This is a genomic window from Bacillus sp. MHSD_36 (genome assembly GCF_030757775.1).
Lineage (GTDB): Bacteria > Bacillota > Bacilli > Bacillales > Bacillaceae_G > Bacillus_A.
In genome coordinates this window covers 1-13,913 of sequence record NZ_JAVBIS010000010.1, presented here as the reverse complement: position 1 = coordinate 13,913, position 13,913 = coordinate 1, and the positions used below count along the sequence as shown (strand labels likewise).

The window sequence follows — 13,913 nt, the reverse complement described above, 5'->3', positions numbered from 1 at the left end:
GTAGATGACATACACAAAAAGGAGATTTCTACATATTTTAGGTACATAACTAGATTGGGTTGTGATTTTATATATTTACGAAGAAGGTTAAGTGGAAAAGTGTAGAAAACCAATAAGTGGTGTCATTTAATTATTTGTGGAAGTTACATTTTATTTCAAATAGGAACTACCTATTTTTATAAAAAGTGCTAAAATAGAAAAATGAAAACAATTGGTTAGGGTGATTTCAGTGACAAAAATTAAATTAGGTTTATTATATGGTGGAAAATCAGCTGAGCATCAAGTTTCGCTACAAACGGCTCTTGCTGCTATTAAAGCATTAAATCAAGATAAATTCGAGATTCATCCAATTTATATTACGGAACAAGGTCAATGGGTGCGCGGTGAGCGTATTGAAGGTGAAGTAACGGATGTTGAAGTTCTAAAAATGAGCGGTGCAGAAAATGCAATTTCTCCGTTATCATTAAGTACAGAAATCATTCCATCTGCAACTTCTGAGGAAAATGCTATCGATGTTATTTTCCCGTTACTACATGGACCAAATGGTGAAGATGGAACGGTTCAAGGATTATTAGAATTGATGAACATTCCTTATGTAGGAAACGGTGTTCTAGCGTCTGCTGCTGGTATGGATAAAGTTGTTATGAAAAACATCTTTGCAGAAGCTGGATTGAAACAAGCAAAATATGCATCATTCATTCGTAGCACATGGGAAAAAGATCGTGAAACAGCATATGAAAAAGTAGAAGAAGTATTAGGATATCCTTGCTTCGTAAAACCAGCAAACCTTGGTTCAAGTGTTGGTATTAATAAGTGTAAAAATCGTGAAGAACTTGAGAATGCATTTGAAGAGGCATTCCAATTTGACCGTAAAATTATTGTAGAAGAAAATATCGTTGGACGTGAAGTAGAAGTTGGTGTACTAGGTAATGATGAACCGAAATGTTCAGTTGTAGGTGAAATTGTACCGAAAAAAGACTTCTATGATTATAAATCGAAATACATCGATGGTGATACAGCGTTAATTATTCCAGCTGAAATGACAGAAGAAGAGTCTAATGTTATTAAGCGAGATGCGATTATTGCATTCCAATCGTTAGATGGTGCTGGCTTAACACGAGCTGATTTCTTCTTAACGAAAGATGGAGAAGTATATATTAACGAAGTAAATACAATGCCAGGATTTACACCGTTTAGTATGTTCCCTCTATTATGGCAACATACTGGATTACCATATCCGGAATTAATTGAAGAGCTAATTCGTTTAGCGATTGAGCGTCACGAAGAAAAACAAAAAATTAAATATACAATCTAACAAAAAAGGAGGAGGCACTATTCAAAGGAATAGTGCTTCCTCTATGTAAGGAGTGTTTTTTTATGATAAATCGAACGTTAAAACAAGTAGAGCAAATGGTAAATGGTACGGGATTAGCAGAGCAGTATGAGGGAATTACTATACAAGGAGTGTCTATTGATACGAGAAAAATCGAAAAAGGAAACTTATATGTTCCGATTCAAGGCGAACGTTTCGATGGACATGCTTTTGTGGATAAAGCTGTTGAAAACGGGGCTGTGGCAACATTATGGATGAAAGATGTAGCAAATCCACCTGAGAATCTTCCGGTTATTTTTGTAGAAGACACATTATCAGCATTACAAATGTTAGCGAAAAACTATCGCGATCAATTGGATGTGAAAGTGATTGGTGTGACAGGTAGTAACGGTAAAACATCTACAAAAGATATTGTAACAAGTCTTCTGGCGACTAAATTTAAAGTTCAAAAAACAGAAGGAAACTTCAATAATCATATTGGGCTACCTCTTACTATTTTAAACTTAGAAGAAAATACAGAAGTAGCTGTATTAGAAATGGGTATGTCAAGCCGAGGAGAAATTGAATTCTTATCTAAATTAGCTCGTCCAAATGCAGCCATCATTACGAACATTGGTGAGGCGCATTTAATGGATTTAGGATCTCGTGAGGCAATTGCTGAAGCAAAATTAGAAATTGTGACAGGATTACAAGAAGGCGGAGTATTCGTATATAACGGAGATGAGCCGTTATTAACGAATCGTGTTCCTGAAATGAATTTAATAGCTGAAACAGTTACGTTTGGTGATGCTAGAGCAAATGATTACTACCCAACGACTGTAACGTTACAAGCAACTGGGACACACTTTAAAATGAATAGAGAAGAAAACATTTCATTCTATCTACCTGTATTAGGAAAACACAATGTATATAATACGCTTGCTTCCATGGCAATTGCGAAACACTTTGGTGTAACGTGGGAAGAGATGAAAGAAGGTTTAGTAACACTTCAAATGACAGGTATGCGTATGGAAATTGTAAAAACAAATAGTGGATTAACAATTATCAATGATGCTTATAATGCAAGTCCGACAGCTATGGAAGCAGCATTCCACCTAATGAATGGTTTAGATGGATTCTCTAAAAAAATTGTCGTGCTAGGTGACATGTTAGAGCTTGGGGATCAAGAAGTACAGTTTCATTATGAAGTAGGTAAATTAATCGATCCCGCAAAGATTTCATACGTATTCACATATGGTAAATTAGGGGCTCAAATTGCTGAAGGAGCGAAAATTAATTTCCCTAATGAACGTGTAAAGGCGTATGATAATAAAGAAGAGTTAGTAAAAGAGTTGCAAGCAGTAGTTGACGCGAAAGATGTTGTATTAGTAAAAGCATCTCGTGGTATGAAATTAGAAGAAGTAATTACGATGTTGAAATAATTGGTGTATATAAACAGGGATGATAGCTACGAAAATAGAAGAAACTTATAATAAGCGCTTACAGTAAATATAAAAAAAATAAAAGTGAAGAAAAAAACTCTGAATATGAAAATAAGGTAACAGTTGGGTTTGCTTTTTACACATACAAAACTTATAATTGATAAAGTGTAATAACGTTTAGAAGTATTTTCGCGAAGAATATACGCCCGTTTATATACGTGAGCATTCAGGAAAAGGGCTTTTCCGCAAATTCGGAAAACGCCTTTTTTTAAATGATAAGTATAGGATAGAAAAGGAGAAGTAACATTGACAACATTTCGAGAATTAGGATTAAGTGAGTCTTTACTGCAATCTGTTGAAAGTATGGGCTTTGAAGAGGCTACGCCGATTCAAGCTGAAACAATTCCACATGCATTGCAAGGTAAAGATATTATTGGGCAAGCACAAACAGGTACAGGGAAAACAGCAGCATTCGGATTACCACTATTAGACAAAGTGGATACAAATAAAGAAGCAGTTCAAGGTATTGTTATCGCGCCAACGCGTGAATTAGCAATTCAAGTTGGAGAAGAGCTATACAAAATTGGTAAACATAAACGCGTTCGTATTTTACCAATTTACGGTGGTCAAGATATTAACCGCCAAATTCGTGCTCTAAAAAAACACCCACACATTATTGTTGGTACGCCGGGTCGTATTTTAGATCATATTAACCGTAAAACACTTCGCCTACAAAACGTAGAGACAGTTGTTCTTGATGAAGCGGATGAAATGTTAAACATGGGCTTCATTGAAGATATTGAAGCGATTTTAACAGATGTGCCAGAAACACATCAAACATTATTATTCTCAGCGACAATGCCAGATCCAATCCGTCGTATTGCTGAGCGTTTCATGACTGAGCCTCAACACATTAAAGTAAAAGCAAAAGAAGTAACAATGCCAAACATTCAGCAGTTCTATTTAGAAGTGCAAGAAAAGAAAAAGTTTGACGTGTTAACACGCTTACTAGATATTCAATCTCCAGAGCTTGCAATCGTATTCGGTCGTACAAAGCGTCGTGTTGATGAATTATCAGAAGCATTAAACTTACGTGGTTATGCAGCAGAAGGTATTCATGGTGACTTAACACAGGCGAAACGTATGTCTGTATTACGTAAATTTAAAGAAGGTGCTATTGAAGTTCTTGTTGCAACAGACGTTGCTGCACGTGGTCTTGATATTTCAGGCGTAACACACGTATACAACTTCGATATCCCACAAGATCCAGAATCATATGTTCACCGTATCGGTCGTACTGGTCGTGCAGGTAAAAAAGGTATTGCAATGCTATTTGTAACACCACGTGAATCAGGACAATTAAAAAATATCGAGCGTACAACAAAACGTAAAGTTGACCGTATGGAAGCACCGACACTTGACGAGGCATTAGAAGGTCAACAACGTTTAATCGCTGAAAAGCTTCAAAACACAATCCAAAATGAGAACTTATCATACTACAAGCGTATTGCAGAAGAAATGTTAGAAGAGAACGACTCTGTAACAGTAGTAGCTGCTGCTTTAAAAATGATGACTAAAGAGCCGGATACAACTCCAATCGCTTTAACATCAGAACCACCAGTTGTTTCAAGAGGTGGCGGTTCTAAAAAACGCGGTGGTAACGGAGGCGGATACCGTGATGGTAACCGTAATCGTAGTCGTGACGGACGCGGAGGCGATGGCCGTAACCGTGATCGTAACCGTGATCGCAATCGTGATGGTGGTAACCGTGATCGTAATCGTGATGGCGGTAGCCGTGGTCGTAAAGGTGAAGGTCAAGGTCGCCCTGGATCTTCAAATGGACGCGGCGAAAGAAAACATCATAGCCGTCCACAAGCTTAATAAAAAAGAGAATGCCCTTTGCCGGCATTCTCTTTTTTTATTTCTGTAATTGTACATACTACATAATAACTTGTGTAGAAATGAGGTGCTACATGCTTGTAAGACTTGGGTATGTTGCAATGAGTGTACATTTGAAAAGCGCATCTCCATCTCAAACGATGACGTACGCGCAGTTTCAAAAAATAGATGATCGAGAAGCGGCGATTCGTAAACTTGAAAGAATTGCTAATTCGAATTTGGAAAACTGTTTACGATTATTAAAGCATAATAGAGGACATGACATATCGTTCTTTCGACTTAGTTCCAAGCTCATTCCTCTGGCGAATCATGAGGAGTTGTTAGATTGGAACTATATTCGTCCTTTAAAAGAGAAATTGAAAGAGTTAGGTGAATATGCAATTCGTATGAACATGCGTATCGATTTCCATCCAGATCATTTTGTTGTACTCAATTCTCCTGAGGAGAGTATTTTTAAACAATCTGTAAAGACATTACAAATGCATAAAAAGTTGTTAAAAGGCATGGGGATTGAACATAAGCAACGATGTGTAATGCATGTTGGTGGCGGATATAAAGATAAAGAGCTCGCATTAGAGCGTTTTATAGAGAATTGGTCTAACGTCCCAAGAGGTATTCAGGAAATGATTATGTTAGAAAATGACGATACGACCTTTACGCTGGAAGAAACATTATATTTAGGAGAAAAATTGGACATTCCTGTTGTATTTGATTTGCATCATCATATGATGAATCATGATCGAGAAGATTGGCATGAAGATTGGGCGCGTGTTGTACATACGTGGGAATCGTCTTTGTTACCAGTGAAAATGCATATTTCTAGTCCTAGAGAGGGAAAAGACCCGAGAGCACATGCGGACTTTATTGATGTAGATACTTTTTTATCTTTTTTAAAAAAGATAAAGGGAAGTGTTCCGCAAATTGATTGTATGATTGAAGCGAAGAAGAAGGATGAGTCTTTATTTCAACTCATGAGAGATTTAAGTGAACAAACAGATGTGGAAATTATCGATGGTGCGAGCTTTTATATTAAATGAGCTCTGCACCATCGAGTTTTTTAACCCCGCTATTAACGGGCAGCCATACTCCCACCTTGAAATTTGGTGAATACGAGGGGGAGGTGGGAGTATGGCTGCCCGTAAAACCCCGATTGGTGTGGGCTAATAATCAGTGGGGGATGGACACCCCCCGCTGATTAAAGTTTCACTTTATCAATAAAGGAGTGCAAATACCACCAATGATCAATCCTGTTAAATGGCTGATAGGATTGGCAGAGGGATTGAAGAAAGTGAATAGTAGTAATATACATATCATAATTGAAAAAATAGCGATGTCTCTCGGATTGGAAGAACGATATCGGCTATACAATAGAAATAAATGTGCACCTAGTAATCCGAAAATACCGCCAGATGCCCCGGCATGAATATATTCAAGAGGCATAATAAGATAAGAAGAAATATTTCCAAGGATGCCGGAAAGGAAAAAAATAATGATAAAAGAAAAATGCCCTAGTTGTTTCTCAATAGAAGAGCCAAGAACGAATAAACAAATACTATTAGAAAGAAAATGTTGTAAGTCTACATGTACAAGCAGGGAAGTTATGAGACGCCACCATTCTCCTTTAGCGATATATTCATTATAAGCTGCCATAGGAAAGAGAAAAAAGTCGCCTAACATAATCATGGATAATTGTATGAGAAGTAAAGCGATGACAATTGGTTGTAAGGAAATGCGGGCGGATGGTATTAGCATGTTGTGAGTATCACTCCTTTTGCATCAGAAAGATTCTCTGTTATTCTTACAATATGAAAAAAGAAAGCTAAATAGAAGAAGGGGATTTTGAAATGATTGTAGGGATTGGAATCGATATAATTGAATTGAATCGAATTGAAAAAATGCTAGATGGAAAGCTTAAATTTATGGAACGTATTTTAACTGAAAGCGAACGTAATGTTGCTAAGGGGCTGAAGGGAAGCCGTCTTATAGAGTTTGTAGCTGGAAGATTTGCAGCAAAAGAGGCGTATTCAAAGGCGGTAGGCACTGGTATCGGGAAAGAAGTAAGTTTTTTAGATATCGAAGTAAGAAATGATGATAGAGGGAAGCCAATTCTTATTACAAGTACAGAGCATATTGTTCATTTATCAATTAGTCATAGTAAGGAATTTGCTGTTGCTCAAGTGATTTTAGAAAGCTCGTCAAGCTAGTCTGCATATTTTATATCTTTGTCTCATATATTTGTGGTAGCGATAAGGAAGGCACATCTTCCACTCATTTATAGGGGCAAAGGGGCTGAAGTGATGAAAAGGCGTCTGTTTTTAGTTCTTGTCGGTTTATTAACCGTTTTTGTGTTGGCCGGTTGTATGGAAAAGAAACAAGATGATGTTGTGAGAGATTTAGAGTCGAAAGTAAAAGGGATGAAAAGTTATCAAGCTGAAGCAAAACTATCTATTAAAACAGGGAATGAGCCTCAGGAGTATAAGGTAGAAATATGGCATAAAGAACCTTCTTTTTATCGTGTGAATTTGCAAAATGCGAAAAAAGATCAAAGTCAAATTATTTTAAGAAATGAAGAAGGTGTATTTGTATTAACGCCAGCGCTTAATAAGAGTTTCCGTTTCCAAAGTGATTGGCCGCAAAATAGTAGCCAGGCTTACTTATATGAATCCCTTGTGAGAGATATTTTGCAGGATAAGAAAAACCTTACTTTTGAAAAAACAGATAAGTATTATATTTTTAAAACAAAAACAAACTATCAACATCAAAACATGTTGCCGAAACAAGAGATTACATTGAAGAAAAGTGATTTAACGCCAGTTTCGGTGAAGTTAATGGATAATGATCAAAATGTTCTTGTGAAAGTAGATTTCTCAAAAGTGAAATTTGATGCGAAATTTGATAAAGGTGCATTTGATACGAAACAAAATATGTCTAGAGCGCAAGTAGATGTTCAAACGACAGCGAAAGAAGACAAACCATTTGCTATTTTGTATCCGCGTGATACACCACAAGGTATGGTCTTGAAAGACGAAAAAGAGTTGAAGACAGACAGTGGCAAGCGTGCGATACTCACATACACTGGAAGTAAGAAATCCTTTACTTTAATACAAGAAAAGGCAAAAGTTGCAGAGGCTTCGTCAGCAATAAGTGTGAGCGGAGAATTGGTTGACCTTGGCTTTACAATTGGAGCATTGACGAAAGACTCTTTAACGTGGTCGCATAACGGAGTAGAATATATGCTCGTGTCTAAAGGTTTAGAGCCGAAGGAGCAATTAATGGTTGCTCGTTCAGTTACAGAGAAGCAAGTGAAGTAAACTTCTTAGACGTGGTGATATATGTGCACCACGTCTTTTCTTAGTTTGAAGAGTGGATTTCATAAAAGAAGCATATAAAAGAATAAGCTTCGCATATCGTGTATAAGGAAGTGTATTTATGGAAGAAGCACCATTTTACCGTGACACTTGGGTGGAAGTCGATTTAGATGCAATCTATAACAATATTACACATATTAAAAATTTCATTCCAAGTAATGTAGAGATTTTTGCTGTAGTTAAAGCCAATGCATATGGACACGATTATGTACCGGTAGCCAAAACGGCATTAGAAGCAGGGGCAACAAGGTTAGCGGTTGCCTTTTTAGATGAAGCTTTAGTGCTTCGGAGGGCTGGTATTACTGTGCCGATTTTAGTGTTAGGTCCTTCCCCGCCTCGTGATGTCAATGTAGCTGCCGAAAATGATGTGGCGTTAACCGTTTTTCAAAAAGAATGGGTGGATGAAGCAATCAAACTTTGGGATGGTTCGTCTACAATGAAGTACCATATTAATTTTGATAGTGGCATGGGGAGAATTGGAATACGCGAACGTAAAGAATTAAAAGGATTTTTAAAGAGTTTAGAAGGTGCACCATTTTTACAATTAGAAGGAGTTTATACACATTTTGCAACAGCGGATGAGGTGGAGACTTCTTACTTCGATAAGCAATATAACACATTTTTGGAGCAGTTAAGTTGGTTGAAAGAATTCGGAGTGGATCCTAAGTTTGTTCATACAGCTAATAGTGCTGCAACGCTACGTTTTCAAGGGATTACATTTAATGCAGTACGAATTGGTATAGCGATGTATGGGTTATCCCCGTCTGTAGAAATACGCCCTTTTTTACCGTTTCAATTAGAACCAGCGCTATCACTGCATACGAAGGTTGCTCATATTAAACAGGTAATTAAAGGGGATGGAATTAGTTATAACGTCACTTATCGAACGAAAACGGAAGAATGGATTGCAACCGTTGCAATTGGATATGCAGATGGATGGCTTAGAAGATTACAAGGGTTTGAAGTGCTTGTAAATGGTAAAAGAGTACCGATTGTAGGTCGAGTAACGATGGATCAATTCATGATACACCTTCCTTGTGAAGTGCCTCTTGGTACGAAAGTTACACTCATTGGAAGACAAGGTGATGAGTATATTAGTGCTACTGAGGTTGCTGAATATTCGGGGACTATTAATTATGAAATTATTTCAACGATAAGCTTCCGGGTACCGAGAATATTTATACGGAATGGCAAGGTTGTAGAAGTAATTAATTACTTGAACAATATATAGAAGGTAGTATGATTTGCTTCTTGTCATTTGAGAGGACTGTTCATTAGTTAAGAATAAGTTCATTTTTTGACGAGAAGCTTTTTACTTATCAGTACTTTTAACATAATTTAATGCAGAAATTCTTCAGTGTTTTGTTGTACCGAGATAAAAAATAAAAGAATATGAATGTTTTGTTTGTGAATTGGAAAACATAAGCAAGGAATAAGGAAGTCTTTGCAACAGGCTCCATACAATGGTATTATTACAATAGGTGTCATATATATATTTGGGTGTGTAGTTGACGGTGGAGGTGTATTTTTGTGTCCGAATCAAGTGTAACTACTGAAATCGTGGTTCGGTTGCCAAAGCAAATGGTAACGGAATTGGACGGAATTGGAAAACAAGAGAATAAGAATCGCCATGAACTAATTTGCCAGGCAACACAACTGTTATTGCGTCAACATAAGACGAAGAAACGCTACCAACATGAATCAATGCGACGTGGGTACATTGAAATGGGAAAAATTAATCTTGGTATTGCATCTGAAGCTTTCTTAGCAGAGTATGAAGCAGCTCATACAGTAGAACGCTTAGTTAGCGGGGGGTAATATTTTGATTGTAAAACGCGGCGACGTGTATTTTGCAGACCTTTCCCCAGTTGTTGGTTCTGAGCAAGGAGGCGTTCGTCCGGTTCTTGTCATTCAAAATGACATCGGAAATCGTTTTAGTCCAACGGTGATTGTAGCGGCTATTACTGCACAGATTCAAAAAGCGAAATTACCTACTCATGTGGAAATTGATGCGAAAAAGTACGGTTTTGAGAGAGATTCTGTTATTTTACTTGAGCAGATTCGAACAATCGATAAGCAGCGCTTAACGGACAAAATCACTCACTTAGATGAAGTGATGATGATTCGTGTAGATGAAGCGCTACAAATTAGTTTAGGACTAATAGATTTTTAAATCGGCAGTTTAAGTTGCTCTCTTTGCAGGGCAACTTTTTTTATTATAGAGGAGGTTACGGTTGTATATGGAAATGGTAGATAATCGACAAGCGTTAATGAAAATGTTAGTGAAGGAATTAGGCTTTACCGAAAAGCAAGTTCGTCATGTTATTCAATTAACAGAAGAAGGTAACACAGTTCCATTTATTGCTCGTTACCGAAAAGAATGGACAGGCTCTTTAGATGAAGTACAAATTCGTACGATTTTAGAGAGATGGCAATATATGATGCAACTTGAAGATAGGAAAGAAGAGGTTCTTCGTCTTATTGATGAGAAGGGGAAACTGACAGGAGAATTACGTCAGCAAATTGTGAAAGCTGCCAAGTTGCAAGAAGTAGAAGATTTATATCGTCCATATAAAGAGAAAAGAAGAACGAAAGCAACGATTGCAAAAGAAAAAGGGTTAGAGCCATTAGCTGAATGGTTATTGTTATATACGAAAGAAGATCCAAATCAGAAGGCAATGGAGTTTATGAATGCCGAGAAAGAGGTGCAATCTGCAGAAGAAGCATTACAAGGTGCTCAAGATATTATTGCAGAAATTGTTTCAGATGAAGCGTCGTATCGTAGTTGGATTCGGAATGTTACTTTTAGAAAAGGTGTTATGTCTTCGGTTGTAAAAGATGAAGAGAAAGATGAAAAGAATATATATGAAATGTATTATAGCTATGAAGAACCGTTGCAGAAAGTGGTGCCGCATCGTGTATTAGCGATGAATCGTGGTGAGAAAGAAGATATATTGAGAGTTTCTCTTGTTCCACCAGTAGATGAGATAGTAGCTTTCTTATATAAGAAAGTAATTCGTGATAACGATTCAAAAAGTGCACAGTATGTAAAATTGGCAATTGAGGATGGTTATAAACGTTTAATTCAATCCTCTATTGAAAGAGAGATTCGAAAAGAATTAACAGAAACAGCTGAGGAACAAGCGATACATATTTTCTCTGAGAACTTACGTAATTTGTTATTACAACCTCCAATGAAAGGAAAGGTTGTGTTAGCTGTAGACCCTGCATATAGAACGGGTTGTAAATTAGCTATTGTAGACGATACTGGGAAAGTTCTATATATTGATGTTATTTATCCGCATCCACCGGTGCGTAAATATGAAGATGCAAAAACGAAAGTTCTTTCTATTATAGATAAGTATCAAGTTGAAATGATTGCGATTGGGAATGGTACAGCTTCTAGAGAATCGGAAGAATTTATAGTTGATGTATTACAAAATGTGAAACGAGAAGTCTTCTATATTATTGTGAACGAAGCTGGTGCGAGTGTGTATTCGGCTTCTGATTTAGCCCGTGAGGAGTTCCCGGATTTACAGGTTGAAGAAAGAAGTGCTGTTTCTATTGGAAGACGTCTGCAAGATCCGCTTGCTGAACTTGTAAAGATTGATCCTAAATCAGTTGGGGTTGGACAATACCAACATGATGTATCTCAAAAGAGGTTAAATGAATCATTAACGTTTGTAGTAGAGACGGCAGTTAACCAAGTCGGTGTGAATGTAAATACAGCTTCAGTTGCGTTATTGCAATATGTTTCGGGTTTATCGAAAACTGTTGCGAAAAATATTGTAGCAAAGCGTGAAGAAGAAGGGAAATTTACAAAACGAACAGACTTAAAGAAAATCCCACGTCTAGGTGCGAAGACGTATGAACAATGTATAGGTTTCCTACGTATATTAGAAGGGGCGAATCCATTAGACCGAACGGGTATTCATCCAGAACAATATAAAAATGTTGAATTGTTATTGAAAAATCTGGGATTATCAAAAGATGATGTAGGGCAACCGCAATTACAAAAGAGTTTAGAGGAAGTGGAGATTGCTAAGTTGTCGCAAGAAACGGGAGTTGGAGAGCCTACATTAGTTGATATTATAGATGCACTCATTAGTCCAGAGCGAGATATGAGGGATGAGTTGCCTAAACCACTTCTGAAAAAAGGGATTTTGAAATTAGAAGATTTAAAACGTGGTATGGAATTAGAAGGAACAGTTCGTAACGTTGTTGATTTTGGTGCTTTTGTCGATGTAGGTGTAAAACAAGATGGTTTAGTACATATTTCTAAATTAAGCAAACAATACGTGAAGCATCCGTTAGATATTGTATCTGTCGGACAAATCGTTAAAGTATGGGTAGATGATATTGATACGAAAAAAGGTCGCGTTGCACTATCTATGTTGCCGATTGAATAGTAAAAGAAGAGAGCAGATGAAACTGCTCTTTTTTTAATAGGATAGAAAGTGTAATGAAATTATGAGCTTTGATGTATTTTGCTATAATAAAACCAGCATTCATTTAGTAATTTAATTTGATACCGGTTTTTTTCGAAATATGCGCGTTGCATTTGTTTTTTGAGCCATGTAGGCATAGGAATCCCTCCTTGTTTAATCCTACTCTCAAAAATGTAAGGTACTATTGATGAGAGGTTGGTGAGTGGATTTCTACTTTTGCTATGTTTTTAGAAACCACGCTTCTTGAATGAGGATGGGTATATGTACTATTTAATATATGTATAAGAGAGGAGAAAAGTGTAAAAATATTTTTTTGTTTGGGAGGAATGAAAGTGGATGAGCAAGAAATACAACGGCTAGTGGAAGAAGTATCGCTACAATATTTCGGAATGCCGTTTTTACATAAGGCGATGTTTAATAGTAGATTGCGTACAACTGGTGGACGTTATCTATTGAATACACACAATATTGAACTGAATTATCGATATTACGAAATGTATGGAAAAGAAGAATTAGTTGGAATCGTTAAACATGAACTTTGTCATTATCACTTACATATTACAGGAAGAGGGTATAAGCACAGGGATAAGGATTTTCGTGAACTATTAAAGGCAGTTGGTGCACCACGCTTTTGTAAACGAATGGTAAATGAAGAGAAAGAAAAAAAGGTTTATATGTATGAATGTATGGAGTGTTTACTTCAATATGTAAGAAGACGTCAAATAAATACAAAAAAATATGTCTGCGGAAAGTGTAAAGGGAAACTAATTCTCATAAAGAAAACATCTTGACAGTGAAAACGCAATCCAGTATATTATAAACATGTCACGTTTGTACAAGATGTTGTAAAAAACCTCTTGACTTACAATGAGAAATTTTATAAGATACAAATTGTCTTCATTATTCCGCAGTAGCTCAGTGGTAGAGCTATCGGCTGTTAACCGATCGGTCGTAGGTTCGAGTCCTACCTGCGGAGCCATACAGAGAAGTACCCAAGTGGCTCAAGGGGCTCCCCTGCTAAGGGAGTAGATCGCGAACGCGGTGCGAGGGTTCGAATCCCTTCTTCTCTGCCATTCATATTGGCCCGTTGGTCAAGTGGTTAAGACACCGCCCTTTCACGGCGGTAACACGGGTTCGAATCCCGTACGGGTCACCACTTCGGAGGATTAGCTCAGCTGGGAGAGCACCTGCCTTACAAGCAGGGGGTCGGCGGTTCGATCCCGTCATCCTCCACCATAATATTATATTGAAAATTAAAATGACATTAATTTAAAGATTAAATGGTCCCGTGGTGTAGTGGTTAACATGCCTGCCTGTCACGCAGGAGATCGCCGGTTCGACCCCGGTCGGGACCGCCATTTTAACTTCTGCTAATTGGCAGTTGTTTTTTATTGGTCATTATGGTACAATAACATTTGTCTTTGAAAAAAATATAAGTATTTCG

Annotated in this window: 13 protein-coding genes and 5 tRNA genes; 16 read left to right on the top strand and 2 right to left on the bottom strand. The window is 37.2% G+C overall.

The window, feature by feature from the left end; all coding sequences use genetic code 11:
• Nucleotides 1-229: 229 nt before the first annotated feature.
• The 4 genes from Q9B79_RS24125 to uvsE all read left to right on the top strand — a co-directional run bounded on the left by Q9B79_RS24125 (nucleotide 230) and on the right by uvsE (nucleotide 5,690).
• Nucleotides 230-1,315 (top strand): D-alanine--D-alanine ligase, encoded by a 1,086-nt coding sequence (locus tag Q9B79_RS24125; protein WP_306188284.1) that lies wholly within the window; start codon nucleotides 230-232, stop codon nucleotides 1,313-1,315.
• Between the two features lie 62 nt (nucleotides 1,316-1,377).
• Nucleotides 1,378-2,754 (top strand): UDP-N-acetylmuramoyl-tripeptide--D-alanyl-D-alanine ligase, encoded by a 1,377-nt coding sequence (murF, locus tag Q9B79_RS24120; RefSeq protein ID WP_306188283.1) that lies wholly within the window; start codon nucleotides 1,378-1,380, stop codon nucleotides 2,752-2,754.
• Between the two features lie 306 nt (nucleotides 2,755-3,060).
• A complete protein-coding gene (cshA, locus tag Q9B79_RS24115; protein WP_306188282.1) occupies nucleotides 3,061-4,635 on the top strand; it encodes a degradosome RNA helicase CshA in 1,575 nt (524 codons plus the stop codon).
• Nucleotides 4,636-4,727: 92 nt separating this feature from the next.
• Complete coding sequence (gene uvsE / locus Q9B79_RS24110) at nucleotides 4,728-5,690, top strand: UV DNA damage repair endonuclease UvsE (RefSeq protein ID WP_306188281.1); 963 nt, start codon at nucleotides 4,728-4,730, stop codon at nucleotides 5,688-5,690.
• 166 nt (nucleotides 5,691-5,856) lie between these two features.
• On the opposite strand, the gene Q9B79_RS24105 is transcribed toward uvsE, so the two are convergent.
• A complete protein-coding gene (locus tag Q9B79_RS24105) occupies nucleotides 5,857-6,405 on the bottom strand; it encodes a rhomboid family intramembrane serine protease (RefSeq protein ID WP_306188280.1) in 549 nt (182 codons plus the stop codon).
• Nucleotides 6,406-6,497: 92 nt separating this feature from the next.
• On the opposite strand from Q9B79_RS24105, the gene acpS reads away from it, so the two are divergent.
• The 6 genes from acpS (at nucleotide 6,498) to Q9B79_RS24075 (ending at nucleotide 12,430) form a co-directional block, all read left to right on the top strand.
• Nucleotides 6,498-6,857, top strand: coding sequence for a holo-ACP synthase (acpS, locus tag Q9B79_RS24100; RefSeq protein ID WP_306188279.1), 360 nt, complete (start codon nucleotides 6,498-6,500; stop codon nucleotides 6,855-6,857).
• A 156-nt stretch (nucleotides 6,858-7,013) separates the two neighbouring features.
• Entirely contained in the window at nucleotides 7,014-7,964 is a 951-nt protein-coding gene (locus Q9B79_RS24095; protein WP_306188402.1) for a LolA family protein, read from the top strand.
• A gap of 118 nt (nucleotides 7,965-8,082) precedes the next feature.
• Nucleotides 8,083-9,252 (top strand): alanine racemase, encoded by a 1,170-nt coding sequence (gene alr, locus Q9B79_RS24090; protein WP_306188278.1) that lies wholly within the window; start codon nucleotides 8,083-8,085, stop codon nucleotides 9,250-9,252.
• A 299-nt stretch (nucleotides 9,253-9,551) separates the two neighbouring features.
• Entirely contained in the window at nucleotides 9,552-9,839 is a 288-nt protein-coding gene (locus Q9B79_RS24085) for an antitoxin EndoAI (RefSeq protein ID WP_000004570.1), read from the top strand.
• A 4-nt stretch (nucleotides 9,840-9,843) separates the two neighbouring features.
• Entirely contained in the window at nucleotides 9,844-10,194 is a 351-nt protein-coding gene (gene ndoA, locus Q9B79_RS24080; protein ID WP_000635963.1) for a type II toxin-antitoxin system endoribonuclease NdoA, read from the top strand.
• A gap of 67 nt (nucleotides 10,195-10,261) precedes the next feature.
• The gene (locus tag Q9B79_RS24075; RefSeq protein WP_306188277.1) at nucleotides 10,262-12,430 is read left to right on the top strand and encodes a Tex family protein; all 2,169 of its coding nucleotides are present in this window, start codon (nucleotides 10,262-10,264) and stop codon (nucleotides 12,428-12,430) included.
• Nucleotides 12,431-12,489: 59 nt separating this feature from the next.
• Here the strand turns inward: Q9B79_RS24075 and cmpA are convergent, their stop codons facing one another.
• Nucleotides 12,490-12,606, bottom strand: a complete 117-nt coding sequence (cmpA, locus tag Q9B79_RS24070) for a cortex morphogenetic protein CmpA (protein WP_001143642.1) — start codon at nucleotides 12,604-12,606, stop codon at nucleotides 12,490-12,492.
• A gap of 195 nt (nucleotides 12,607-12,801) precedes the next feature.
• On the opposite strand from cmpA, the gene Q9B79_RS24065 reads away from it, so the two are divergent.
• The 6 genes from Q9B79_RS24065 (at nucleotide 12,802) to Q9B79_RS24040 (ending at nucleotide 13,827) form a co-directional block, all read left to right on the top strand.
• Complete coding sequence (locus tag Q9B79_RS24065; RefSeq protein WP_306188276.1) at nucleotides 12,802-13,260, top strand: SprT family protein; 459 nt, start codon at nucleotides 12,802-12,804, stop codon at nucleotides 13,258-13,260.
• Between the two features lie 113 nt (nucleotides 13,261-13,373).
• Nucleotides 13,374-13,448: transfer RNA gene (locus Q9B79_RS24060), tRNA-Asn, on the top strand.
• 3 nt (nucleotides 13,449-13,451) lie between these two features.
• Nucleotides 13,452-13,542: transfer RNA gene (locus Q9B79_RS24055), tRNA-Ser, on the top strand.
• A gap of 8 nt (nucleotides 13,543-13,550) precedes the next feature.
• Nucleotides 13,551-13,625, top strand: a tRNA-Glu gene (locus tag Q9B79_RS24050).
• 4 nt (nucleotides 13,626-13,629) lie between these two features.
• A tRNA-Val gene (locus tag Q9B79_RS24045) sits at nucleotides 13,630-13,705 on the top strand.
• A gap of 46 nt (nucleotides 13,706-13,751) precedes the next feature.
• Nucleotides 13,752-13,827: transfer RNA gene (locus tag Q9B79_RS24040), tRNA-Asp, on the top strand.
• Nucleotides 13,828-13,913: the final 86 nt, after the last annotated feature.